Annotated in this window: 16 protein-coding genes; 10 read left to right on the top strand and 6 right to left on the bottom strand. The window is 73.1% G+C overall.

Annotated features, from left to right (window positions below; translation table 11 throughout):
• The first annotated feature begins 6 nt into the window (after window positions 1–6).
• The gene (locus J421_RS11085) at window positions 7–1,230 is read left to right on the top strand and encodes a PHP domain-containing protein (RefSeq protein ID WP_025411246.1); all 1,224 of its coding nucleotides are present in this window, start codon (window positions 7–9) and stop codon (window positions 1,228–1,230) included.
• A gap of 240 nt (window positions 1,231–1,470) precedes the next feature.
• Here J421_RS11085 and J421_RS11080 read toward each other — a convergent pair whose 3' ends face one another.
• Both J421_RS11080 and J421_RS11075 read right to left on the bottom strand, forming a co-directional pair.
• Entirely contained in the window at window positions 1,471–2,853 is a 1,383-nt protein-coding gene (locus J421_RS11080) for a RagB/SusD family nutrient uptake outer membrane protein (RefSeq protein WP_025411245.1), read from the bottom strand.
• 24 nt (window positions 2,854–2,877) lie between these two features.
• A complete protein-coding gene (locus tag J421_RS11075; protein ID WP_025411244.1) occupies window positions 2,878–5,991 on the bottom strand; it encodes a SusC/RagA family TonB-linked outer membrane protein in 3,114 nt (1,037 codons plus the stop codon).
• 218 nt (window positions 5,992–6,209) lie between these two features.
• Here J421_RS11075 and J421_RS11070 point away from each other — a divergent pair, with 218 nt between their 5' ends.
• The 4 genes from J421_RS11070 (at window position 6,210) to J421_RS11055 (ending at window position 12,433) form a co-directional block, all read left to right on the top strand.
• Entirely contained in the window at window positions 6,210–6,563 is a 354-nt protein-coding gene (locus J421_RS11070) for a PadR family transcriptional regulator (protein WP_025411243.1), read from the top strand.
• Between the two features lie 3 nt (window positions 6,564–6,566).
• Window positions 6,567–9,203 carry an ABC transporter permease gene (locus J421_RS11065; RefSeq protein WP_025411242.1) on the top strand — a complete coding sequence of 879 codons (2,637 nt, stop codon included), beginning with the start codon at window positions 6,567–6,569 and terminating at the stop codon, window positions 9,201–9,203.
• 222 nt (window positions 9,204–9,425) lie between these two features.
• Window positions 9,426–9,785: a PadR family transcriptional regulator gene (locus J421_RS11060; RefSeq protein ID WP_025411241.1), complete on the top strand. Its 360-nt coding sequence runs from the start codon at window positions 9,426–9,428 to the stop codon at window positions 9,783–9,785.
• Entirely contained in the window at window positions 9,782–12,433 is a 2,652-nt protein-coding gene (locus tag J421_RS11055; protein WP_025411240.1) for an ADOP family duplicated permease, read from the top strand. Before J421_RS11060 ends, J421_RS11055 begins: the two co-directional genes overlap by 4 nt.
• A 223-nt stretch (window positions 12,434–12,656) precedes the next feature.
• On the opposite strand, the gene argJ is transcribed toward J421_RS11055, so the two are convergent.
• A complete protein-coding gene (argJ, locus tag J421_RS11050) occupies window positions 12,657–13,829 on the bottom strand; it encodes a bifunctional glutamate N-acetyltransferase/amino-acid acetyltransferase ArgJ (protein ID WP_025411239.1) in 1,173 nt (390 codons plus the stop codon).
• A gap of 106 nt (window positions 13,830–13,935) precedes the next feature.
• Between argJ and J421_RS11045 the strand changes: the two genes are divergently transcribed.
• Both J421_RS11045 and J421_RS11040 read left to right on the top strand, forming a co-directional pair.
• The gene (locus tag J421_RS11045; RefSeq protein WP_025411238.1) at window positions 13,936–14,784 is read left to right on the top strand and encodes a hypothetical protein; all 849 of its coding nucleotides are present in this window, start codon (window positions 13,936–13,938) and stop codon (window positions 14,782–14,784) included.
• Between the two features lie 9 nt (window positions 14,785–14,793).
• On the top strand, window positions 14,794–15,318 hold the full coding sequence (locus J421_RS11040) for an RsmD family RNA methyltransferase (RefSeq protein WP_025411237.1): 525 nt from the start codon (window positions 14,794–14,796) through the stop codon (window positions 15,316–15,318).
• On the opposite strand, the gene J421_RS11035 is transcribed toward J421_RS11040, so the two are convergent.
• The 3 genes from J421_RS11035 to J421_RS11025 all read right to left on the bottom strand — a co-directional run bounded on the left by J421_RS11035 (window position 15,290) and on the right by J421_RS11025 (window position 19,627).
• Window positions 15,290–16,675, bottom strand: a complete 1,386-nt coding sequence (locus J421_RS11035; protein ID WP_343123347.1) for an amidase — start codon at window positions 16,673–16,675, stop codon at window positions 15,290–15,292. The two genes, J421_RS11040 and J421_RS11035, sit on opposite strands and share 29 nt — an antisense overlap.
• A 226-nt stretch (window positions 16,676–16,901) precedes the next feature.
• The gene (locus J421_RS11030) at window positions 16,902–18,149 is read right to left on the bottom strand and encodes an SLC13 family permease (RefSeq protein WP_025411235.1); all 1,248 of its coding nucleotides are present in this window, start codon (window positions 18,147–18,149) and stop codon (window positions 16,902–16,904) included.
• A complete protein-coding gene (locus J421_RS11025) occupies window positions 18,146–19,627 on the bottom strand; it encodes a class I adenylate-forming enzyme family protein (protein ID WP_025411234.1) in 1,482 nt (493 codons plus the stop codon). The genes J421_RS11030 and J421_RS11025 overlap by 4 nt, the downstream gene beginning before the upstream one ends.
• Before the next feature lie 65 nt (window positions 19,628–19,692).
• Here J421_RS11025 and J421_RS11020 point away from each other — a divergent pair, with 65 nt between their 5' ends.
• Genes J421_RS11020 through J421_RS11010 form a run of 3 tightly spaced genes read left to right on the top strand, consistent with a single transcriptional unit; the run spans window position 19,693 to window position 23,085 of the window.
• On the top strand, window positions 19,693–20,322 hold the full coding sequence (locus tag J421_RS11020) for a DUF305 domain-containing protein (protein ID WP_025411233.1): 630 nt from the start codon (window positions 19,693–19,695) through the stop codon (window positions 20,320–20,322).
• 20 nt (window positions 20,323–20,342) lie between these two features.
• Complete coding sequence (locus J421_RS11015) at window positions 20,343–22,124, top strand: LVIVD repeat-containing protein (RefSeq protein WP_025411232.1); 1,782 nt, start codon at window positions 20,343–20,345, stop codon at window positions 22,122–22,124.
• Between the two features lie 19 nt (window positions 22,125–22,143).
• Window positions 22,144–23,085 carry a DUF3592 domain-containing protein gene (locus tag J421_RS11010; RefSeq protein WP_025411231.1) on the top strand — a complete coding sequence of 314 codons (942 nt, stop codon included), beginning with the start codon at window positions 22,144–22,146 and terminating at the stop codon, window positions 23,083–23,085.
• Window position 23,086 lies beyond the last annotated feature (1 nt).

Here is a 23,086-nt window from a genome sequence, read left to right as displayed (position 1 = left end):
CGCGCGATGCCGACCGGCCGCCTAACGACCCGCGCCGCCGCGCTCGCGACGGCGGCGCTGGCCGTCGGCGCGCTCGCCCCGGTGCCCGCCGTCCACGACGCCGTGACGGGCGCGCCGGTGCCCGGCGCGACGCTCGTGCTCCCCGCCCCGTACGTCGCGCTCGCGCCGCTCTGCGCGCTCGCCGACGCGATCGCCGGGCTGCCCGTGCACGCGCACTACATGCTCGTGCTCAGCCTCCTCGCCACCGGCGCGCTGTGGATGTCCGGACGGGACGGGGCGCCCAACGGCGTTAGGCGGCTGGGGCTCCGCGCGCTCGCCGCCGTCGCCGCGCCGCTGGCGGTCTACGTGGCGGCGGTGCTGCTCCCCCGCCCCGTGCCGCGGCTCGTGCTGCGCGACCCCGACGCGGTGGCGGTCGACTTCCACAGCCACACCGACGCGTCGCACGACGGGCGCCGCGACTACACGGCGGCGGCGAACCGCGCGTGGCACGCCGCGGCGGGCTTCGACGTCGCGTACGTCACCGACCACGCGACGTTCGCGAGCGCCGCGGCCGCGGCGGCGGCCAACCCGCGCCGCGCCGGCGACGGCACGGTGCTGCTCACCGGCGTGGAGGTGCGGCGCCGCGGTCAGCACCTCGACGTCCTCGGCACCGGCCCCGCCGACTCGCTGGCCTACGCCGACGGCGAGCTGCACGCCGATGCGCTCGCGCCCGATCGCTCGACGGAGCGCGTGCTGCTCCTCACGCTGCCGGCGCACCTCGACCGCGTGCGCCCGACCGATGGGCTGCACGCGATCGAGCTGTCCGACGGGTCGCCGCGCGGGCTGGAGCAGAGCGACCGCGAGCGGCGCGCGGTCGTGGCGCTCGCCGACTCGCTGCACCTCGCGCTGCTCGCCGGCTCGGACGACCACGGGTGGGCGCGCAACGCCGTCGCGTGGAGCGTACTGCGCATCCCCGGCTGGCGCGCCCTCTCGCCCGACGCGCTCGACCGCGCGATCCGCGCCGCCATCCGCGCGCGCGGACGCGCCGCCGTGCAGGTGATCGAGCGCCGCGCCTCGGTCGTCCCCGGCGGCTCGCTCGCCTCGCCGATGGACGAGCTGTTCGTGCGCCTGTGGCTCCTCTGCCGCGCGCTGTCGTGGCCCGAGCGCGCGGCGTGGCTGGCGTGGATCTGGATCCCGGCCCTGCTGTCGGGCCTCACGCGGCGGACGGGGAGCAGTGCGTTCTTGAATTGAACCGCAGAGGACGCAGAGGGCCGCAGAGAACGGCAACTGCTGTTGAACCACAGAGGACACAGAGGACACGGAGGAAACCAACAAGAGTGGTTCTCCTCCGTGTCCTCCGTGTCCTCTGTGGTTCAATACAAAGAGGCAGTCCTCTGCGGCCCTCTGCGGCCCTCTGCGGTTCAATCAACAGGCAAGCCAGTCCCCGCCTGCGCCACCGACGCTGCGGGCGACGACCGGCCGCCTAACGGCTCACGCGTTCCGATCGAGGCACGCGCTCTTGCCGGCGACGTTCGGGTTGTTCTGCTCGGCCTGCGGGATCGGGAGCGTGACGTCGGTGCCGTAGTTGCCCGACTTCACGCCGAGGCCCGCCTGCCACGTGCCCGTCGGGAAGACGGTCGCGGGACGGCCGTACTGGCGGATGAGGCGCCGCAGGTCGCCCGTGCGGTGGCCCGTGCCGAACAGCCACAGCGCGCGCTCGCGGAAGAGCTGATCCACCCGCGCCGCCGCGCTGCCGGCGTCGGTGAGCGGCTGCAGGCCGGCGACGCCGCCGCTGCCCGCACCCGTCGGCGCACGCAGCGCGTTCAGCGTGGCGAGCGCGCCCGACGCGTTGTTGCCCTGCAGCTGCGCCTCGGCCTCGATGAGCCGCGCCTCGACGCCGCTCACGATCGCCACCGACGCGTCGCGCGTCGTCCACAGCATCTGCACCGTGATGGGGCGACCGAGGTCGTCGCGCGTCGCCGACGTCACGCCGATCGCGCGGCACGCCGCGTCGCCGCCCACGCACGACGGGAGCCGCGGGTCGGCCGCGGCGGCGAAGTTGATCCCGCCGCCATCGCCGTTGCCGAGCGTGTAGCGCCGCGCGTTGTTGTTGAACGCCCAGAACTGGTTGTCGTTCGTCGCCTGCGAGTGCCGCATGACGTACTGGAAGTTCGTCGGCACGCCGGTCACCGCCGCCGCCGCGGCCGCGTACTGGCCGAGGTCGAGTAGGATGCGCCCCTTCGTGACCTGGAGCGCGTACTTCACGCGGTTGTCGTCGGCCGTCGTGCCGGTGACGAGGCGGAGCCCGGAGTCGGCGTGCGCGAGCGCGCGGTTCAACGCGTCGGTCGTCGACATCGGGCTGCCGTAGTTGTCCTCACCGTGCACGACGTCGCTGAACACGATGCCCGAGCAGAGATGCTCGGCCAGCAGGACCTCGGTGTACGCCTGCACGAAGTACATCTCCGCCGGCTGCCACCCGGGCGCGGTGGGCGCGAACTGCTTCAGCAGGTCGACCGCCTGGATCGCGCCGACGCGCGCACGGTGCAGCGCGTAGTTGGCGTCGCGCAGGAAGTTGTTCTCGCTCGTCACCACCCGCTGGTCGATCTCCTGACGCGCGATGAACGAGTCGCCGTTCAGCCACTCGTCGGCGAACAGCCCGCCGAGCAGGAACAGGCTCTCGCCCCCCGACGTCGCGACGTTCAGCCGGGCGAGCGCGCCGAGGCGCACGGCGTTCGCGCCGGCGGCCGACTGCACGTCCGTCGGGTTGATGATGTCCGGATCGGTGACGGAGAGGATCTCGCCGGTCGACGTGCACCCGGCGAAGGCGAGCGCCGCCAGCGGCAGGAGGCGACGGGCCGTGATGTATCGAAGCATGGAGAGAATGTTAGGCGGGGAGGATCAGAAGCCCACGTTCAGGCGGAGCGAGAAGTACGTCGGCGGGGCGAACGCCTGGAACGACGACGGCGCGTCGCCGGTGGTGCCGAACGCCTCCGGGTCGACGCCCGTGTAGCGCGTCCACAGGATGCCCGCGTTGCGCACCGCGGCCGTGAGGCCCAGGCTGCGCGCACGGATGCGCGACGCGAGCGCCGGCGAGGCGCTGAACGTCGCCGAGACCTCGCGCAGGCGCACGAAGTCGCCCGGCTCGAAGAAGCCCGCCACCGTGCGGCTCGGGTGCTCGCGCACCGCCACCACGCGCGCCTGCTCCCACAGCGGCGCCGTCTTGTCGATCAGACCGCGGCAGTTGTTGCGGCTCGCGCACCGAATGCGCTCGCTGTTGTTGTAGATCAGATGCCCGCCCTTGTAGTCGACCATCGCCGCGAGCCGCAGCCGGCGCGAGAACAGGTCGACGCCGTTCGTCAGCGACATCTCGATCTTCGGGATCGAGTAGCCGTGGTACTCCGCCGTGTCGCCGACGACGATCTCGCTCAGCGCCGGGTTCGCGTTGTACGTGATGATGCCGTTGCCGTCCTTGTCGTCCCAGCTGATCAGGCGGCGCGACCACCAGCCGTTCAGCGGGTAGCCCTCGCGCTGCTGGCTCGTGGAGCTGGAGACGATGTTCGGCAGCCCGCCGAGGCTCACGAGCCGGTTGCGGTTCGCCGACGCGGTGAGCGTCGCGTCCCAGCCGAAGCGCGCGTGCTGCACGAGCGTGGCGTTCAGCAGCCCTTCCCAGCCCGCGTTGCGCACCTCGCCGAGGTTCTCGAGGCGCGTCGTCGAGCCGGTGCCCGCCGACGGCGGCACGACGCGGCTGATGAGCGCGTCGCGCGACGTCTTGTTGTAGTACGTGATTTCGGTGTTGATGCGGTTGTTCCAGAACGTGGCGTCGAGGCCGACCTCGAGCTCCGTGGAGCGCTCGGGCTTGAGGTTCGGGTTGCCGGCCGTCTGGAACAGCACCGCGGGCTGCTCGCCGCTCTCGCCGAGCGTGCGGCCGGCGGAGAAGTACGGCAGCGCGTCGATCGTGCCCGGCTGCACGCCCGACGCGCCGTACGCGCTGCGGAAGCGGAGCTGGTTGAAGAACGCCGGGATGTGCAGCCCCGGCTCCTCGGAGAGCACGTACGAGACGGAGAGCTTCGGGTAGAAGACCGTCTTGAAGTTCGCGCCGAACGCGCTGTTGCGGTCGGAGCGCACGGCGCCGGTCACGAACAGCCGGTCGCGCCACGCGAGGTTCTGCTCGACGAAGCCGCCTAACGTGCGGCTCTCCGTCGTCGCCTCGTCGGCCGCCTTCACGGCGCCGGCGGTGACGGTCACGGCGCCCGGCGGCAGCGGTCGGCCGTCGGAGCCGTTGCGGTCGAACAGGTTGCGGTAGAACTGGAAGCCGACCGTCGTCTTCGACTCGAGCGTCGACGTCAGCGACTTCGTCGCCGTGCCCGCCGCGTCGAGCGTGTAGATGAAGAAGTTCGAGCGGTTGTCCGTCTTGTAGCCCTGGCGGTCGGCCGCCGTGAGCTCGGGGCACTCGCCGAAGCGGCAGAGCTGCGTGTCGAGGCGGTTCGTGTAGTCGAGGCCGAAGTTCGAGCGGAGCGCGAGCCACGACTCCGGGCGCCAGTTCGCGCTCGCCGAGGAGATGAGCCGCTCGATCCCCTGCGTCGTCTCCGTCTGGTAGACGTCGTGCGGGACGAACTGGCGCCAGCCGAACAGCGTGTCACCGGCGGCGTTCAGGTTGTACTTGAACCCCGGGCCGCCGTACGTGTTGGCGGCGATGCCCAGCGTGCCGGAGTCGTCGCTCATCGGGAGGAAGAGATCCTCCGACGTGTAGCCCGCGTTCAGCGCGAGGTCGAGGTTGCGCGGCAGCGAGAGGTTGAGGTTCGTGCGCGCCGTCATGCGCGTCATCGCGTTCGGATTCTTGTCGCGATCGCGCAGCGTGAGGCCGCGGGCGGCGAGCCACCGCTGGTCGAACTCGGGGACCTTCGTGGGCCCGTCCTCGGACTCGTACTCGCCGTGGACGAAATAGCGCAGCGCGTCGGAGCCGCCGCGGAGCTGCAGGCCGTGCTGCTGCCGGTAGCCCGTGCCGAACGGCGTCGCGTCCTTGTCGTGTGCGAGATTGAAGCTCGTCACGCTGTCCTGCTTGCAGACGTTGGAGACCGTCTGCGTGAGGAAGCACTGCACCGTGTTGGACGGCGACGACGTCGTCCCGGCGGTCGTGCCGGTGCGCCAGCCCCAGTACGCGGTGGGATAGTCGTTCAGATCCTGGACGGCCGTCTGCTCCGTGTAGTACGTCCACTGCGGCCGGCCGGCGACGCCCTTCTTCGTCGTGATGACGACGACGCCGTTCGCCGCATCGGTGCCGTACAGCGTGGACGCCGAGGGGCCGCGGATGATCTCGATGTTCTCGATCTCTTCCGGGTTCAGGTCGTTCACGCGCGACGGCGTGGTGCCGCCGACGCTGACGCTCGACGAGCCCGTCGTTCCCTCGACGCGGATGCCGTCGACGATGAAGATCGGGTTGTTCGTGAGCGACAGCGAGCTGGTGCCGCGGATGCGGAAGCGCGTGCCGGCGCCGACCTGCGTCGGCGGCGTCACGAGCACGCCGGCGGTGCGGGCGGCGAGGACGTCGGCGATGTTGGAGACCGCCTGCGTCGACACGACGTCGGCGACGTTCACCTGCGCGACCGCGTTCCCCACCTCGACGCGGCGCTGCTCGCCGGTGGCCGTGGTGACGACCGGGGTCAGCGTCGTCGCGACGGCGTGCATCTGGAAGTTCGCCGTGGCCGTCGCGCCGGTGGTGACGCGCACCGACTGCTTCTGCTCGGCGAAGCCGACCCGGAGGGCGCGGACCTCGTAGGTGCCGGCGGCCACGTTGCGGATGGTGAACTGCCCGTCCGCGTTCGTCATCGTGCCGGCGTTCGTGCCGACGACCTGGAGCTGGGCGCTCGCGATGGGCTGGCCCGACGCCGCATCGGTGACGCGGCCGGCGATGGTGCCTTGCTGGACCTGCGCGTGAAGCGATCCGGCGAGCGGTCCGGCGGCGAGCGCGCCGACACAGACGACCGGCACGACGGAGCGGAGGAGAGAGCGCATACTCATGACGAGAGCCTCGAGACGGGGGCCCCCGCGGCGCGGCGGCGCGTGCGGCGGGGGTGCGAGCCAACGCAACGTAAGAATGGGGCAGGCGGGCGCAACCGTTCTTTCCCCTTGCGCGTCTAAGGGACCAGCGTCACCTTCTCCCTTAGACCCGCATAGGGAAAGACGGCGCGGCGCGCCGAATCCGTAGACCACCCCGTACCGGGAGGCGTCACGTGTTCGCGAAGGACTCCGGCCTGCTCCAGGGCACCCTCGAGCTGCTCGTGCTGAAGACGCTGTCCTGGGGGCCGATGCACGGCTACGGGATCGCGAGCTGGATCGAGACCGCCACCGGCGACGTCCTCCGCGTGGAGGAGGGGTCGCTCTACCCTGCCCTCTACCGCATGACCCGGAAGGGGTGGATCACCGGCGCGTGGGGCACCTCGGAGAACAACCGCAAGGCGAAGTTCTACGCCCTCACCCCCGACGGGCGCCGCGAGTACCAGGAGCAGACCACCGGCTGGCAGCGGTTCGCCGCCGCCGTGAACCAGGCGGTCACCTCCACGACCGCCCCGAGCTGGGCGAGGTGATCGATGTCGCCGCGCATTCCCTTCTCCCGTCCTGCCCGCGCCGAAGTCGACGACGAGCTGGCGTTCCACATCGAGCGGCGGGTCGCCGACTACGTGGCGCGCGGCATGTCGCCCGAGGCCGCCCGCACGGCTGCCCTCGCGCGCCTCGGCGATCTCGAGGGCGTCCGCTCCGAGTGCACCGAGCTCCTGTCCGCGGAGCGCCGCGCCGCCGGCCGCCGCGACTGGCTCGACGACCTGCGGCAGGACGTCCGCCACGGCGTGCGCGCCGCCCGCCGCGCGCCGCTGTTCTCGCTGCTCGCCGTCGTCACCCTCGCACTGGGCATCGGCGCGAACGCCGCCGTGTTCGGCGTCGTGAAGTCGGTGCTGCTCGACGCGCTGCCGTACCGCGACGGCCGTCGGCTCGTGCAGGTGTTCTCGCGCTTCGACGCCTCGAAGCTGGACCGCTCGTCGACGAGCCCCGGCGTGGTGGGCGACATCGCCGAGCGCGCGCGCTCGTTCGCGGGACTCGCGGTGTTCAACTTCGGCACGTTCGACGTCGCGTACGCGGACGAGACGGGCGCCCGCACGCTGACGGCGGCGTCGGTCGCGGGCGGCTTCTTCTCCACGCTCGGCGTGCCCGCCGCGCTGGGCCGCACGCTCGGCGAGGAGGACGGGCAGGCCAACGTGGCGATGCTGAGCCACGCCGCGTGGCAGCGCGAGTTCGCCGGCGACTCCGGTGTGATCGGCCGCTCGCTGCGCATCGAGCGGCAGCTCACGCGCGTGGTCGGCGTGCTGCCGCGCGGCTTCGTGGGACCGATGGGCGACGCCGACATCGTGTTCCCGATGGACCTGCGCGCCGCGCAGCGCGATCCGTCGCTCGGCCGCGCGCAGAACTACCTCAGCATCGTCGGCCGGCTCGCGCGCGGCGCGACGCCGCAGTCGGCGCAGCGGGAGCTGGACCGGCTCGCGTCGGAGCTCGCGCGCGAGCATCCCGACACCGAGCGCGGACGCGGCTTCGTGGTGGTGCCGCTGCGCGACTCGCTCGTCGGCGAGACGCGCACGCCGCTCGTCACGCTGATGACGAGCGCCGGCCTCGTGCTGCTCATCACGTGCGCGAACCTCGCGGGCGCGCTGCTCTCGCGCACCATCACGCGCCGCAAGGAGTTCGCGGTGCGCATCGCGCTCGGCGCTCGGCGCGGGCGGCTCGTGCGCCAGCTCCTCACGGAGAGCATGGTGCTCGCCCTCGGCGGCGCGGCGGTGGGGCTGCTGCTCGCCACCGCCGGGCTGGCGGTGCTGCGCGGCCTCGCGCTCCCCGCCCTGCCGCCGTACGCGGACCTGTCGCTCGACGCCGGTGCGGTGGCGGTGACGCTGCTCGCGGCGCTCGTCACGGGCGTGCTGTTCGGGCTCGCCCCGGCGGTGATGGCGGGCCGCTGGCAGCCGCAGGGCACGCTGCGCGACGAGACGCGCGGCACGAGCGAGGGGCATCGGTCGCGTCGGCTGCGCGGCGTGCTCGTGGCGGGGCAGATCGCGCTCGCTCTCAGCCTGCTCGCCGGCGCCGGGCTGCTCGTCCGCAGCCTGCGCGCGATGGCGGGCGCGCCGCTCGGCTTCACTCCCGACGGCGTGCTCACCGCGCGCGTGCAGCTCCCGGCGTCGACGTACGGCACCCCGGAGGCGCGGGCGTCGTTCTTCCGGCAGCTCGAGGAGCGGCTCGGCGCGCTCCCCGGCGTGCGCGCCGTGGCGAGCGTGACGCAGATCCCGTCGCCGACGATGAGCGCGAACATGCTGAGGATCGACGGCGTGACGCTCCCCGGCGACGGGCCGACGTTCATCCCGTACATGGCGGTGTCGGACGACTACTTCGCGCTCATGGGCATCCGGCTCGCGCGCGGCCGCACGTTCGACGCGCAGGACGGGCCCGACGCGCCGCCGGCGATCGTCGTGAGCGAGACGATGGCGCGCCGCTACTGGCCGCGCAGCGACCCGTTGGGCGCACGCATCCGGGTGAGCCCGCACACGGCGCAGCGGTGGGGCATCGTGGTCGGTGTCGTGCGCGACGTGCGCGTCGATCCCGCGCTGCCGGCGCCCGGCCCGATGGCGTACGCGACGAACCGGCAGGACTTCCTGTGGGGCGGCCGCGACTTCCTGCTCCGCACCACGGGCGATCCGACGGCGCTCGTGAAGCCGGCGCAGCGGGCGCTCGCCGCGCTCGACCCGTCGCTCCCGCTCCGCGACCCACGCCCGCTGCGCGCGATCGTCGACGAGCGACTCGCCGGACGTCGCCTGCCCGTGGTGCTCATGAGCGCGTTCGGCGCCCTCGCGCTCGTGCTCGCGTCGGTCGGCGTGTACGCGATGTTCGCGGCGATGACGGCGGCGCGCGAGCGCGAGTTCGGCGTGCGCGTGGCGCTCGGCTCCAGCCGCGGTGGGATCGCGGCCACGGTGCTGCGCCAGGGCGCCGCGTACATGGCCGCCGGCCTCGCGCTCGGCGCGCTGGGCGTCGTCGCCGTGTCGCGCATGCTCGCCGGCCTGCTCTACGGCGTGCCGCCGTTCGACCCCATCGCGCTCGGCGCGGCGGCGGGGACGCTCGTGCTCTGCGCGGCGATCGCGCTGCTCGCACCCGTCAGGCGGGCGACGCGGGCGGATCCGATCTCGGTGCTGCGGTAGGCTCGCGCGGAGGCGCGGAGAACTCGGCGAGCTGCTTCTTTCATTGAACCGCAGAGGACGCAGAGGGCCGCAGAGAAGAGCCGATTCTTGTTGGTTTCCTCTGCGGCCCTCTGCGTCCTCTGCGGTTAGAACACGAACAGCCACTCTTGACCGCCCACGCTGCGGCCCGCATATATGCGCCACGCATATTAGCGTCACGCATATACCCGGTCCCAGGGTTCCATGGATCGCGACCTGCCGGTGGAGCGGTTCCTACCGCTCCGCCCCGTGGAGTTCGACGTGCTCCTGAGCCTCGCCGCGGGAGAGCGGCACGGCTACGGGATCATCCAGGACGCGGAGGCGCGCGGCCTTCACGCGGCGCCCGACGTCGGCACGCTGTATCGCGCGCTCCGCCGCATGCAGGACCAGGGGCTCATCGACGAGGCCGCGCAGCGACGCGCCCCGGACGCGGGCGACGAGCGGCGACACTACTACCGCGCCACCGCGCTCGGCCTGCGGGTGGCGAGAGCCGAGGCGGCGCGGATGGCGGGGCTCGCGCGCGCGGCGATGGTCGGCGGCCTGCTCGAGGCGGGCGCCCTATGAGCGCCGAGCACTGGATCCGGCGACTGCTCCGGGTCTACCCGGCGGACTTCCGCGACGAGATGGGCGACGCGGTCGTGGAGACGTACCTCGACCGGCACCGCGCCGCCGTCGCGCGTGGGGGGGCGGCCGTCGCGTGGTTCTGGACGCGCGCGTTGGCCGACGCCGCGCGCAACGGCGTCGCGGAGCGGCTGCGTCCCGCGGTGGCGTGGCGGCGGAACGGCAACTGGGGGCGCGACACGCAGCGCGTGGTGCGCCGGCTCGTGCGCGCGCCCGCGTTCGCGCTGTCGATGTTGGGTACCCTCGCCGTGGGGCTCGGCGCGTTCGCCGTCGTGTACACGGTGGTCGACAAGGTGCTCGTCGCGCCGCTGCCGTACGATCGGCCGGACGACCTCTATTACGTGTGGCGCAACTACACGTGGATCCCGCTCGAGCGCGGGTGGCTCGGCGGCACGGACGTCGCCGCGCTGCAGAAGTCCGGCGGGCCGATCGCCGACGTGGCGGGGATCCGCCGCGCGATGCGCACGCTGACGACGAGCGACGGCGCCGACCCGATGGAGATCCCGATCCTCATCTCGTCGCCGAACCTGTTCTCGCTGCTCGGTGCGCGCCCCGCCCTCGGCCGAGTGTTCGCGCCGAACGAGGCCGGTGAGGGACGCCCGCCGCTCGTCGTGCTCGGGAACGACCTGTGGCGCACGCGCTTCGGCGGCGACCGCGCGATCCTCGGCAAGGAGATCCGGCTCGATGGCTTCGCGTTCACCGTCATCGGCGTCATGGGGCCCGACTTCCGGTTCGTGCGGCACGCGAGCCTCGGGAAGCCGGAGGGCGGCGCGGCATACATCACGTTCAACTACGACCTCGCGACGCAGAACCCCGGCAACGGCTCGTTCGCGGGGCTCGTGCGCGCGCGGCCGGGGACGACCCCGGAGCGTCTGCAGGCCGCCGTCGCGTCGGTCGGCCGGATGGTGAACGAGCGCGACTTCTCGAAGCGGGGGCTGAAGCTGTGGGCGGTCGGCGTGAAGCCGGACCTCGTGGCGGAGTCGCGGCCGGCGCTCGTGGTGCTCGGCATGGCGGGCGTCGTGCTCGTGCTCGTGCTGGCGGTGAATATGGCGACGCTGCTGCTCGTGCGGGCGTCGCAGCGCGAGCGCGAGTTCGCGATCGCCCGCGCGCTCGGCGCCGACCGCCTCGCGCTCGCCCGCGCGACGCTGTTCGAGGGCGGACTGCTCGGCGCCGTCGGCGGCGCGCTCGGCGCGTTGGGCGCCGTGTGGGGCACGCGCGTGCTCGTCGCGCTCGCGCCGGAGACGCTGCCGCGCCGCGACACGATCGCCGTGGACTGGCGAATCGCGGCGGTGGTGGTCGGCGTCGGCGCGGTGCTCGGGCTGCTCGCCGGCGCGGTGCCGGCGGTGTGGACGAGCCGCACGCGGCTGCACGCGCTGCTGCGCAACGCGGCGGTGCGCGGCGGCGGCGGCGGACACGGGCCGATGCGTCGCGCGATGGTGGTGGTGCAGGTGGCGCTCTCGCTCGTGCTGCTCGCGACGGGCGGCCTCGTGGCGCGGAGCCTCGACCGGCTGCTGCGCGCGCAGCCGGGGTTCGTGGCCGACGGCGTGCTCACGCTCCGCGTGCCGCTCGCCGCGGCGCGCTACCCGAACGACACCGTCGTGCGCGAGATGCACGAGCGGCTGCAGCGCGAGCTGTCGGCCATCCCGGGCGTCCGTTCGGCGAGCGCCACGTCGGCGCTGCCGCTCACGGCGAACGCGGACCAGGGGCCGGTGTCGTTCCCGGGCGCGCCCGGCAACACGGGAGTGAACGACCACGACTTCCCGCTCGTCGACTACATGCGCGCGCGCGCGGGCTACTTCGAGACGATGGGGATCCGCGTGCTCGCGGGACGCGCGTTCGGCGCGTCGTGGCGGCCGGGCACGCGCGAGGCGGTGATCGACCGCACGCTGGCGCAGACGTTCTTCCCGAACGGGCAGCCCGTCGGCGCGCGCATCCGGCTCTCCGACACCGACACGTTCACGGTGATCGGCGTCGTGGAGCACGCGCGGCAGTACGACGTCTACCAGGACGGCCGCTCGCAGGTGTACGTGCGCGACGAGGACGGCCCGTTCAACACGCTGTCGTACGTGCTGCGCGGCGACCGCGCGCCGGAGGCGCTCGTGCCCGACGTGCGCGCCGCGGTGCATCGCGTCGATGCGCAGCTCGCGATCGCCGACGTGCGCCCGATGCAGCGCGTGGTGGACGACGCGCTGCGCCAGCAGCGCCTGAGCGCGACGCTGATCGCGGGGTTCTCGTTAGGCGCGCTGCTGCTCGCGGCGATGGGGCTGTTCGGCGTCGTGGCGGGCGCGGTGAGCCGCCGGCACCACGAGCTCGCGGTGCGGCTCGCGCTCGGCGCCGGCGAGCGGCGCGTGCTGTGGCTCGTCGTGCGCGAGGGGACGACGCTGCTCGTGCTCGGGCTGCTCGTCGGCGTGCCGGGGATCTGGCTCGCCGGCACGGCGCTGCGCGGCGCGCTCGTCGGCGTGTCGCCGTTCGACCCGCTCACGCTCGGCGCGGTCGCGGCGGGGCTCGGCGTGGTGGCGCTGGCGGCGTGCTACGTGCCGGCGCGGCGGGTCGCCGGGATCGCGCCGGCCAGGGCGCTGAGGGATTCCTGAAGGGCGGTTCTGATACGGCGGTTCTGGAACGGCGGTTCTGGAACGGCGGGAGGGGCGGATGCTGCGGGGCTGACCAGCGGGGCTCGTGCCGCGGGGCCGAACGAGCGACACGCCGCCGTCCGGCCCCGCCGGTCCGCCCCGCTCGTTAGGCCCGCCGTAGCCGCCCCTCCCGCCACATCAGAACCGCCGTATCGGAACCGCTGTATCGGAACCGCGGTTTGGGTCACGAGGAGTAGTACGCCGCGTTCTCCTCGATGTACCCCTTCGTCAGGTCGCACCCGTACGCGGTCGCCGTCGCGTCGCCGACGCCGAGCGCGATCTCGAGGTCGACGTTCTCGACGGAAAGCGCGTCGCGCACGACCGCGTCGTCGAAGTCGAGGCGCGTGCCGCCGCGCACGACCTGGTGGCCGTTGATCCACGCGTCGGTGCGCGACGGATCGACGGTGCAGTCGAAGCACTTGCCGACCGCCATGAGCAGCCGGCCGACGTTCGGGTCGGCGCCGTGGACCATCGTCTTCACGAGCGGCGAGTTCACGATCGACTTCGCGATGCGTCGGGCGTCGGCGTCGTCCTTCGCACCGCGCACGGTGACGCGCAGCAGATGCTCCGCGCCCTCGCCGTCGCGCGCGAGCAGCTCGGTCATGCGCACGCAGCCGGCGACGAGCGTGTCGCGGAACGCGCGCTCGTCCACCGCGCCGGCGCGTCCGTTCGCGAGGATCGCGCAGGTGTCGGACGTGCTCGTGTCGCCGTCGACGGAGAGCATGTTGAAGCTGACGGCGACGGCGTCGCGCAGCAGACGGTCGAGCGTCGGCGCGTCGAGCGCGGCGTCGGTGAAGACGTAGGCGAGCATCGTGGCCATGTTCGGCTCGATCATGCCGGAGCCCTTCGCGACCCACGTGATGGTCGCCTCGCCGACGCTCGCCGAGAGCGCCTTCGCGTAGGTGTCGGTCGTCATGATCCCCTCGGCGCCGACGAGCGGATCGTCCTGCAGCTCGGCCGCGATGCCGCGGATGCCGGCCTCAATCTTCTCGATCGGCAGCCGCACGCCGATCACGCCGGTGGAGCTCACGAGGACGCGGTCGGGAGCGGTCCCCAGCTCGCTCGCCGCGGCGGCGGCCATGCGTCGCGCGTTCTCCACGCCGGCGGCGCCGGTGGCGACGTTCGACACCTTGCTGTTCACGACGACGCCCCGCAGCACGCCGCCGCGGATCGTCTCGCGGCCGAGGATGATGGGAGCGCCGGGAAAGTGATTGCGCGTGAAGACCGCGGCGGCGGCGGCATCGACGTCGCTCGCGAACAGCGCGAGGTCCTTGGCCTGGGGCTTCAGGCCGACGTTACGACTGGCACAGCGGAAGCCGCGCGGGAAGCGCGGACGCTCGTGAAAGGACGTGCTCATTATGTTGTCCGCAGATTTCGCAGATTGCGCAGATGCTGTCTCCCTTGCTGGAGAGAAGCTAATCTGCGGAATCTGCGTAATCTGCGGACGACAACTCATGGCCCCCATGCGACGCACCCGTCACGCTCTGCTCGTCGTCTTCGCCATCCCGGCGGTCGCCGCCGCGCAGCCCGGCGGCAACCCGCGCATGCGCGAGGCGTCGCGCCTCGACATGGAGGGGAAGACGGCCGAGGCGCGCACGCTGTTCCAGCAGGTGATCGACTCGGCCGCCGACCCTGCGGCGAGGGCCGCCGCGCAGCGCGCGATGGCGATGTCGTACGCGTTCGGCGGCGACTGCGCGAACACGGTGAAGTACGAGCGCATGGTCATCGACTACTGGCGGACGCGCGAGCGGGCGGAGCCGCAGAACGCGTTCTACCAGGAAGGCGAGATGGCGAACGAGGCGGCGCGCGTCTGCATCGACGCGGGCAACCTCGACGAGGCGGAGCGGATGTACCGACTCGGCCGCGAGCTCGGGCTGAAGGAGCCGGAGCCGAAGACGCACCCGGCGAGCCTGTGGGAGTACCGCACCGAGCATGCGCTGGCGCGGCTCGCGGCGCGGCGCGGGCGACGCGACGAGGCGATGCAGCACGTCGCCGCGGCGCGGAAGATCCTCGACGCCGACAGCGCGATGGCGCGGCAGCAGGAGCGATTCTTCCCGTACCTCACGGGCTACGTCGCGCTGTACACGAACGACCTCGCGACGGCGCAGACGGATCTCATGCGCGCGCTCGTCATCCCGGGGAACGCGAACGACCCGTTCATGCACTACCTGCTCGCCGCGACGTTCGAGAAGCGCGGCGACGCGGCGCGGGCGCGGGCGCTGTACCAGAAGGCCTACGACCTCGCCACGGCGCACAACCCGCCGGCGGCGTTCGTGCGGCCCAACGCGCTGCGCAAGCTGTCGAACCCGTAAGGCCCGTCGGTGCGCATAGTCGGCGGCAAGTTCGCGGGGCGCGACCTCACGTCGCCGAACGACTTCCGCGTGCGTCCCACGGCGGAGCACGTGCGCGCCGCGCTGCTGGATCTCCTGGGCGACGCGGTGCGCGACGCGCGCGTGCTCGACCTGTTCGCCGGCACGGGCGCGCTCGGCCTGGAGGCGATCTCGCGCGGCGCGAAGAGCGCCGACTTCGTGGAGTTCCGCCCGGCGAGCCTGCACGCGCTGCGCGCGAACGTCGCCGCACTGCGACTCCGCGACCGCACACGCATCTTCAAGCGCGACGCGCTACCGTTCGCGGCGGCACTCGACGTGGACGCCTACGACCTCGCGTTCGTCGACCCGCCGTACGGATCGCGCATGCTCGACCGCGTGATCGACCACTGGTTCGAGCGGCGCTTCGCGCGGGTGCTCGCGGTGGAGCACGAGCGCACGCACGAGCTGCCGGCGGGCGGCCGGCGCGTGGTGTACGACGACACGGCGGTCACGATCTACCGGTCGGGGGCGAGGTGACAACCGGCGGTCGCCGCTTCCCGTGCCCCGTCGCCTGCTCGAACGCGTGGGCGATCTGCAGCAGCCCCCAGTCGCCGCGGTGGCGGCCGACGATCTGCAGGCCCACGGGCAGCCCGTCGGCGGTGAAGCCACCGGGGACGGAGATCGCGGGGCACGCCATGAACGAGACGTACCAGCACGACCGCATCCAGTCGACGTAGGTCGCCATCGGCGTCCCGTCGATCACCGTGGGGTACGGCACGGACACGTCGAACGGCGCCACCTGCGTCACGGGCAGCACGAAGTAGTCGTGCCGCTCGAAGAAGCGGCGCACGTCGTCGTAGAGCCGCGCCTGTCGCGCGAGCGCGCGTGCCACGTCCGCGCTCGTGCGCCGCTCCGCCTCCGCGATCTCCCAGCGCACGGTGTCCTTGACGAGCTCCGGGTGCGCGCGGGCGAGCGGCGCGTACTCGGCGTGGAACGCGAGGTGGCGCAGCGTGAGGAACGCGTCGTCGATGCCGGCGAAGTCGGGCTCGGCCTCGTCCACCACGCAGCCGAGCGACTCGAACACCGCGCGGCTCTCGTTCACGACGCGGCGGATCTCCGGCTCGAACGGCACGCCGCCGAGGCCGCGCCACCACGCGACGCGGAGGCCGGTCACGTCGCGGCCTAACGGGAAATGGAAGTGCGCGCCCGACTCGTCGATCGACAGCGGATGGCGCGCGTCGGGGCCCGCGATGACGCTCAGGAGCAGCGCGGCGTCGGCCACCGTGCGTGCCATCGGCCCCCCGACGGTGAGCGGCGACCAGGTCCCCGGCGCGCCCGGCACCCGGCCGGGCGACGGGCGGAGTCCCACGACGTTGCAGAACGCGGCCGGGTTGCGGAGCGAGCCGCCGGTGTCGCTGCCGTCGGCGATGGGCACCATGCCGCACGCGAGCGCCACCGCCGCGCCGCCGCTGCTGCCGCCGCACGTCCTCGTGAGGTCGTACGGGTTGCGCGTCGGGCCGAACACGGGGTTGAACGTCTGCGACCCGGCGCCGAACTCCGGCACGTTCGTCTTGCCCAGCGTGATCGCTCCCGCGGCGCGCATGCGCGTCACGATGAGCGCGTCGGTGTCGGGCTCGTGCCGCGCGAACAGCGGCGAGCCGTAGGTGGTGCGGATGCCGGCCGTGTCGAGGAGATCCTTGTGCGCCACGGGCACGCCGTGCAGCGCCCCCACGGTCCCGCCGCGCTTCGACACCGCGTCCGCGTGCTCGGCGTCGCGCCGCGCGCGCTCGGGCACGAGCGTCACGATCGCGTTCACGGAGGGATTCACGCGCCCGATGCGGTCGAGATGCGCGTCGACGACCTCGCGCGCCGACACCTCGCGGCGGCGGATCATTGCCGCGAGGTCGACGGCGGTCAGGTCGCAGAGATCGTCGCGGGCGCTCACGGCTCCTCGTGCGTCACGGTTGCGTCGCCGCGGAACGCGGATCGCGCGGATCGCGCGGATTGGTTCTCGCCTCCCGTCGTCGACCTATCCGCGCGATCCGCGTGATCCGCGTGTCGACCTCTCGCGAAGCCATGCCGGCAGTGGTACTCCGAAACGGCGCGACGCCGCACGTCGATCACAGACGCACCACCCACGGCACCGCGAGCTGACAGAGCACCGCGCCGACGACGATCATCGAGAGGCCCCAGGTCATGAGCTGCCGGAACAGCGCGCGCGCCGCGGCCGGGTCGGCGAGCGTCGCGATGCAGAGCGCGCCGAGCGTGGAGAGCGGCGAGACGTCGACGAGGTGCGAGCCGACGGCGATGCTGAGCGACACGGCGAGCGGGTCGCCGCCGCCGGTCTGTCGCACGAGCTCGTGCGCCGTGGGGAGGAATGCTGGGATCACGACGCCCGACGTGCTGCTCCACGTGGAGATCGCGCCCGTCACGAGGGCGATGGCGCCGTCGAGCGTGGCCGGCGTGGCGAGGCGCGCGAGCAGCGCGGCGAACAGCGGCATGCCGCCGGTCTTCTCGAGCAGCGCGACGAGCAGCGACACGCCGCACACCATCGTGATCGCGCCCCACGGCACCCGCCGGAACGCGCTCGTCTCGTCCGCCGCCCGCGCCGCGATCAGCAGCGCCGCCGCCGCGCACGCGCTGGGACCGAGCGGCCAGTGCCACGCGAGCAGCCCGACCACCCACAGCGCGATCGCGCCGAGCGTGAGCCACGCCGCGCGGCCGAGCGCCGCGTACTCCGCGGGCGGCGCCTCATCGGCAGTCGCGGTGGCCGCGCGCGGACGGAGCAGCAGGTACGCCGCCGCGGCGACGATGGCGTGGGCGGCGGCGTTCCACAGCCACAGCTTCACCGCGTGCCCGCCGAGCCCCGCGCGCGCGAGGATGCCGTTCGCCACCACGCCGACCGCGCTCACCGGCGACAGGTTCCCCGCGTTCGCGCCGTTGCACACCATGAGCGCGGCGAGGAACGGCGACACGCCGGCGCGCAGCGCGGCCGCCATGCCTAACGGCGCGACGAGTGCCACCGTCGGCACGGCGCCCGGGCCGAGCGACGACAGCGCGGCCGCGCCGGCGAACAGCAGCCACGGCAGCACGCGCCCGTCGCCGCGCGCGAGACCCACCAGCCGCGCCGCGAGCGCCGCGAGCGTGCCGTTCGCCTCGGCCACCGCGAACAGCAGCGTGACGCCGAGCAGGGTCACGAACAGCGCGCCCGGGAAGCCGCCGAGCACCGCATCGGGCTTGAGCCCCGCGCCGAACGTGCCGGCGAGCCACGCGAGCGCGATCGCGACGACGCCGACGTTGACGCGCGACGTGAGCGAGAGGATGATCGCGCCGACGAGCGCGGCGAGCGCCCACGCGGCGCCGCTCACCGCGCGACGCCCTCGGCGGACGGCAGCAGGTGCTTCTGCACCTTGCCGAGCGCGGTGCGCGGCAGCGTGTCGAGCCGCACGACGGCGACGGGCACCTTGAACGACGCGAGCGACCGTGCGCACTCGGCGCGCAGCGCGTCGGCGTCGAACGGGTCGTCGGCGACGACGTACGCCACCGGCACCTCCCCCTTCCGCTCGTGCGGCGCGCCGACCACCACGGCCTCGCGCACGCCCGGGATCTCGAGCAGCACGTCCTCGATCTCGCGCGGGTACACGTTGAAGCCGCTGGAGATGATGAGGTCCGTGCCGCGTCCGCGCAGCGTGAAGTAGCCGTCGTCGCTGCGCTCGCCGAGGTCGCCGGTGCGGAACCAGCCGTCGACGAACGCCGCCGCGGTGGCGTCGGGTCGGTTCCAGTAGCCCGCGCACACCGTGGGCCCGCGGACCCACAGCTCGCCGGTCGTGCCGTTAGGCACCTCGGCGCCGTCGGGATCCAGGATGCGTACGCTGGTTCCCGGGAACGGAAAGCCGACCGAGCCCGCGCGGCGCTCGCCCGCGTACGGGTTGCCGATCGTCATCAGCGTCTCGCTCATGCCGTAGCGCTCGAGGATACGGTGCCCGTACCTCGCCTCGAACGCCGCGTGCACGTGCGCGGGGAGCGGCGCGGAGCCGGAGACGAACAGCCGCGCGTGGGATCCGATGTCGCGCGCCGTCGCCTCGTCCAGCTCCAGCAGCCGCACGTACACCGCCGGCACGCCGAAGACGAGCGTCGGGCGGAACGCGCGCAGCACGTCCCCGGCGCGCGCGGCGTCGAACCGCTCCTCGAGGCGCATGCGGCAGCCGCTCGCGAGCCAGCAGTGCACGCCGTTCGCGAGGCCGTGCACGTGGAACAGCGGCAGCACGGCGAGGTAGCGGTCCGCGGCGGTGATCTGCCAGCAGGTGGTGAGCGCGACCGCGTTCGCCGCGAGGTTGTGGCGCGTGAGCATGGCGCCCTTCGCGCGCCCCGTCGTGCCCGAGGTGTAGACGAGCGCCGCGATCGCGTCGCCGTCTATCGCGACGGCCACCCGCTCCCCCGCGTGCTCGGCAGCCTCGCGGGCGAGCGACGCGACGTCCCACCACGGCGTGCCGGCGGGCAGGAGCGGTGCGCGATCGGCGGTGGTGACGACGACCTTCGGCGCCGAGTCGGCCACGAGGTGCGCGACCTCGCGCTCCTTGTACAGCGCGTTCATCGGCACGACGATCACGCCGAGCCGCACGCACGCGAGGTAGAGGTCGAGCACCTCGACGCGGTTCGGCAGGAAGAACGCGAGCCGGTCGCCGGCCGCGAAGCCGCGCGCGCGAAGCAGCCGCGCCACCGCGTTCGCGCGCGCGTCGACGTCGCCGAACGTGAGCGTCCGCGGCGGGCCGACGGTGGCGTCGTCGAGCGCGGGGGCGCCGGCGCGGCCGACGAGCGAGAGATCGAGCAGAGGCTGTAGGGACACGCGCGCAATTCTGCGCCCGGGGCGCACCCGTCGCTACCCGCTTGCGGCGTGGCTAGCTTCTCTACATGCCGAAGATCACCGCACGCTTCCTCCGCCGGGTCGCGCTGCCGGTCGCGCTCACCCTCGCGCGGTCGTCGGACGCCCAGACGGCGCCGAACGCCGCCGACGTGCGCTTCCTCCAGGGGATGATCGGCCATCACGCGCAGGCGATCGAGATGGCCGCGCTCGTCCCGTCGCGCAGCACGCGCGACGACATGAAGCTGCTCGCCGAGCGCATCGACGTGTCGCAGCACGACGAGATCGCGACGATGCAGCGGTGGCTGTCCGCGCACCACCAGACGGTGCCGCCGCTCGACGCGCACGCCGGCCACGACGTGGCGGCCATGAAGGACATGCCGGGCATGCCCGGCATGACGCACGACTCGAGCGCCGCGATGGCCATGATGCCCGGCATGGCGACGCCCGCGCAGATGGACTCGCTGCGCGCCGCGCGCGGCGCCGCGTTCGACCGACTGTTCCTCACGTACATGATCCGCCACCACGAGGGCGCGCTCACGATGGTGGCACAGCTGTTCGCGTCGAAGGGCGCCGCGCAGGAGCCGGCAGTGTTCCAGCTCGCCTCCGACGTGGACACCGACCAGCGGGCCGAGATCGCGCGCATGCGCGCGCTGCTCGCCGCGCTGCCGAACCGTTAGGCCGTCTCCCGGACTCCCCCATGCGATTCCGACCGTACCTCGTCCTGGCCGTTCTTCCCGTCCTCGCCGCAACGTCCGCCAGCGCCGCGCGCGCGCAGGACGCGCCGCGCGTCACCAAGGTCCCCTCGTCCGCGCGCGGCGACACGGCCGACCCGCGCGTGAACCTGCGCCCCGGCTGGAAGGACGCCGGCGTCGCCGCGCGCGGTGTGCGCCTCGTCGGCCACGTCGACCGCCCCGAAGGGTTCTACAACCCGGCCGACGTCGGCGACCCGCACTACTGGAGCTCCGACCTCGCGTTCAAGGGGAACCTCGTGTTCCAGGGGAGCTTCAACGGCATCCAGGTGTGGGACATCACGACGCCGAGCAAGCCGACGCTCAAGGGCACGCTCGCCTGCCCCGGCGGCCAGGGCGACGTCTCGGTGCTCGGCAACCTGCTCTTCTACTCGGTGGAGGAGACGCGCGGTCGTCTCGACTGCGGCGGCCAGGGCGTCGCCGACACGGTGAGCGCGGAGCGGTTCCGCGGCGTGCGCATCTTCGACATCACCGACGTCGCGCACCCGAAGCAGGTCGCCGCGGTGCAGACGTGCCGCGGGTCGCACACGCACACGCTGGTCCCCGATCCGAACGACCCGAACGACGTGTACGTGTTCGTCTCCGGCACGAGCGTCGTGCGGTCGCCGAGCGAGCTGGCGGGCTGCTCGAACGCGGCACCGGACCAGGATCCGAACACGTCGCTGTTCCGGATCGACGTCATCAAGGTGCCGCTCTCCCATCCGCAGGACGCGCGCATCGTGGCGAACCCGCGCATCTTCGCCGAAGGCGGCAGCATCGCCGGGCTGCAGAAGCGCGACACGACCGACTCGATGCACGTGCTGTCGGAGACGAGCCGCTGCCACGACATCACGGTGTACCCGGAGATCGGCCTCGCCGCGGGCGCGTGCGCGGGGAACGGGCTCCTGCTGGACATCCGCGACCCGTCGGCGCCGCGCCGTGTGGGCGAGGTGAGCGACCCGAACTTCTCGTTCTGGCACTCGGCCACGTTCAACAACGACGGCACGAAGGTGCTGTTCACCGACGAGTGGGGCGGCGGGACGCAGCCGCGCTGCCGCTCGACCGACCGGCCGCAGTGGGGCGCCGACGCGATCTTCAACGTCAACGGCACGACGATGACGATGGCCGGCTACTACAAGCTGCCGGTCGCGCAGACGAGCGTGGAGAACTGCGTCGCGCACAACGGCACGCTGATCCCGGTACCGGGACGCGACATCATGGCGCAGGGCTGGTATCAGGGCGGCATGTCGGTGTTCGACTTCACCGATCCCGCGCAGCCGAAGGAGATCGCGTTCTTCGACCGCGGCCCGCTGCGCGGCGACTCGCTCAAGGTCGGCGGCTTCTGGGCGGCGTACTGGTACAACGGCCACCTGTTCGGCACCGAGATGGCGCGCGGCCTCGACCTGCTGGAGCTGACGCCGGGCCCGATGCTGTCGCGCGACGAGATCGAGGCGGCGAAGCTCGTGCACACCGACGTCCTGAACCCGCAGCTGCAGACGAAGATCGTGTGGCCGCCGAGCTTCCACGTCGCGCGTGCGTACCTCGATCAGCTCGACCGCGAGGCCGGCACGCCGCGCGCGTGGTCGACGCGGGTGCGCGCCGCGCTGGGCCGCGCCGAGTCGCTCGCCGGCGCCGGACGCCGCACCGCGCTCACGCAGCTCGCCACGCAGCTCGACCGCGACACCGCGACGGTGACCGACTCGGCGCGCGTGCGGATGCTGGCGGGGGCAGTCAGAGACCTGGCGCGTTGATCGCGGCTGCGGACCTTTCATGGACACGTCGACCATCGAGCCACGCGGCGGTGTCGGCGACCTGCGGTTGGGGATGGGGCCCGATCGGGTCCTGTCGCTCGTCGGGCCGCCCGAGGAGACGAACGACGACCCGAACTGCTCCATCTGGTACTACCTGGAGCGCGGGCTGTCGCTGACGTTCGAGGCGGTGCGCGGCGCGTGGCGGCTCACGTCCGTCGACGCGAGCGGTGCCGACGTGCGGCTCGGCGGCGCGTCGGTCATCGGCGGCACGCGCGACGACGTCGCCGCGATCGCCGAGCGCATGGGACTGCATGGCGGCGCGTGGAGCGGCGACCCCGCGGGCGAGTCGTGGCTCGAGTTCACCGACGATGGGCTCTCGCTCTGGTTCAGCGCGGGGCGGCTCGAGGAGATCACCGTCGAGGTGCCGCCCGCCGAGCGCGTGGACGCCGACGACGCGCGCCGCACGCGGCTCGCGGCGCCGTACGTCGTGCCGGGCGCGACCCGCACGCGCATCACGGGCGGACGCCGACGCATGGACGACCGCGTCGCCGTGGTCCTCCTCGCCGGCGCGACGCTGTTCCTCGCGCTCCTCGCGCTCGGCGGCTTCCGCGGCGCGCTGGCCGAGCGGCGCGCGATGCGATCGATGGCCGGCTGGCCCTCCGTCGACGGACGCGTCGTGCGTGTCGACTCCGAGGGACGCGGCGACGATACGGTCTACAGAGCGGTGGTCGCGTACGAGGTCGGCAGGCAGTCGTACGAGGCGCGCGAGACGACGACATCCGATCGGCCGCGGCGGGTGGGCGCGCATCTCGCCGTGCGCTACCCGCGGACGTCGCCGGCCGACGGGCGCGTGACGGGTGACGCGGAGGGACGCTTCCGCGCGTCGCTCATCGTGGGCGGCGTGTGCGCGGCGGGGGCCCTGGCGTTCCTGTTAGGCGCCCGGCTCGTCGCGCGGTCTTGAC

It is taken from the genome of Gemmatirosa kalamazoonensis, from assembly GCF_000522985.1.
Classification (GTDB): Bacteria; Gemmatimonadota; Gemmatimonadetes; order Gemmatimonadales; family Gemmatimonadaceae; genus Gemmatirosa; species Gemmatirosa kalamazoonensis.
This window is presented reverse-complemented; position numbering and strand designations above follow the sequence as displayed.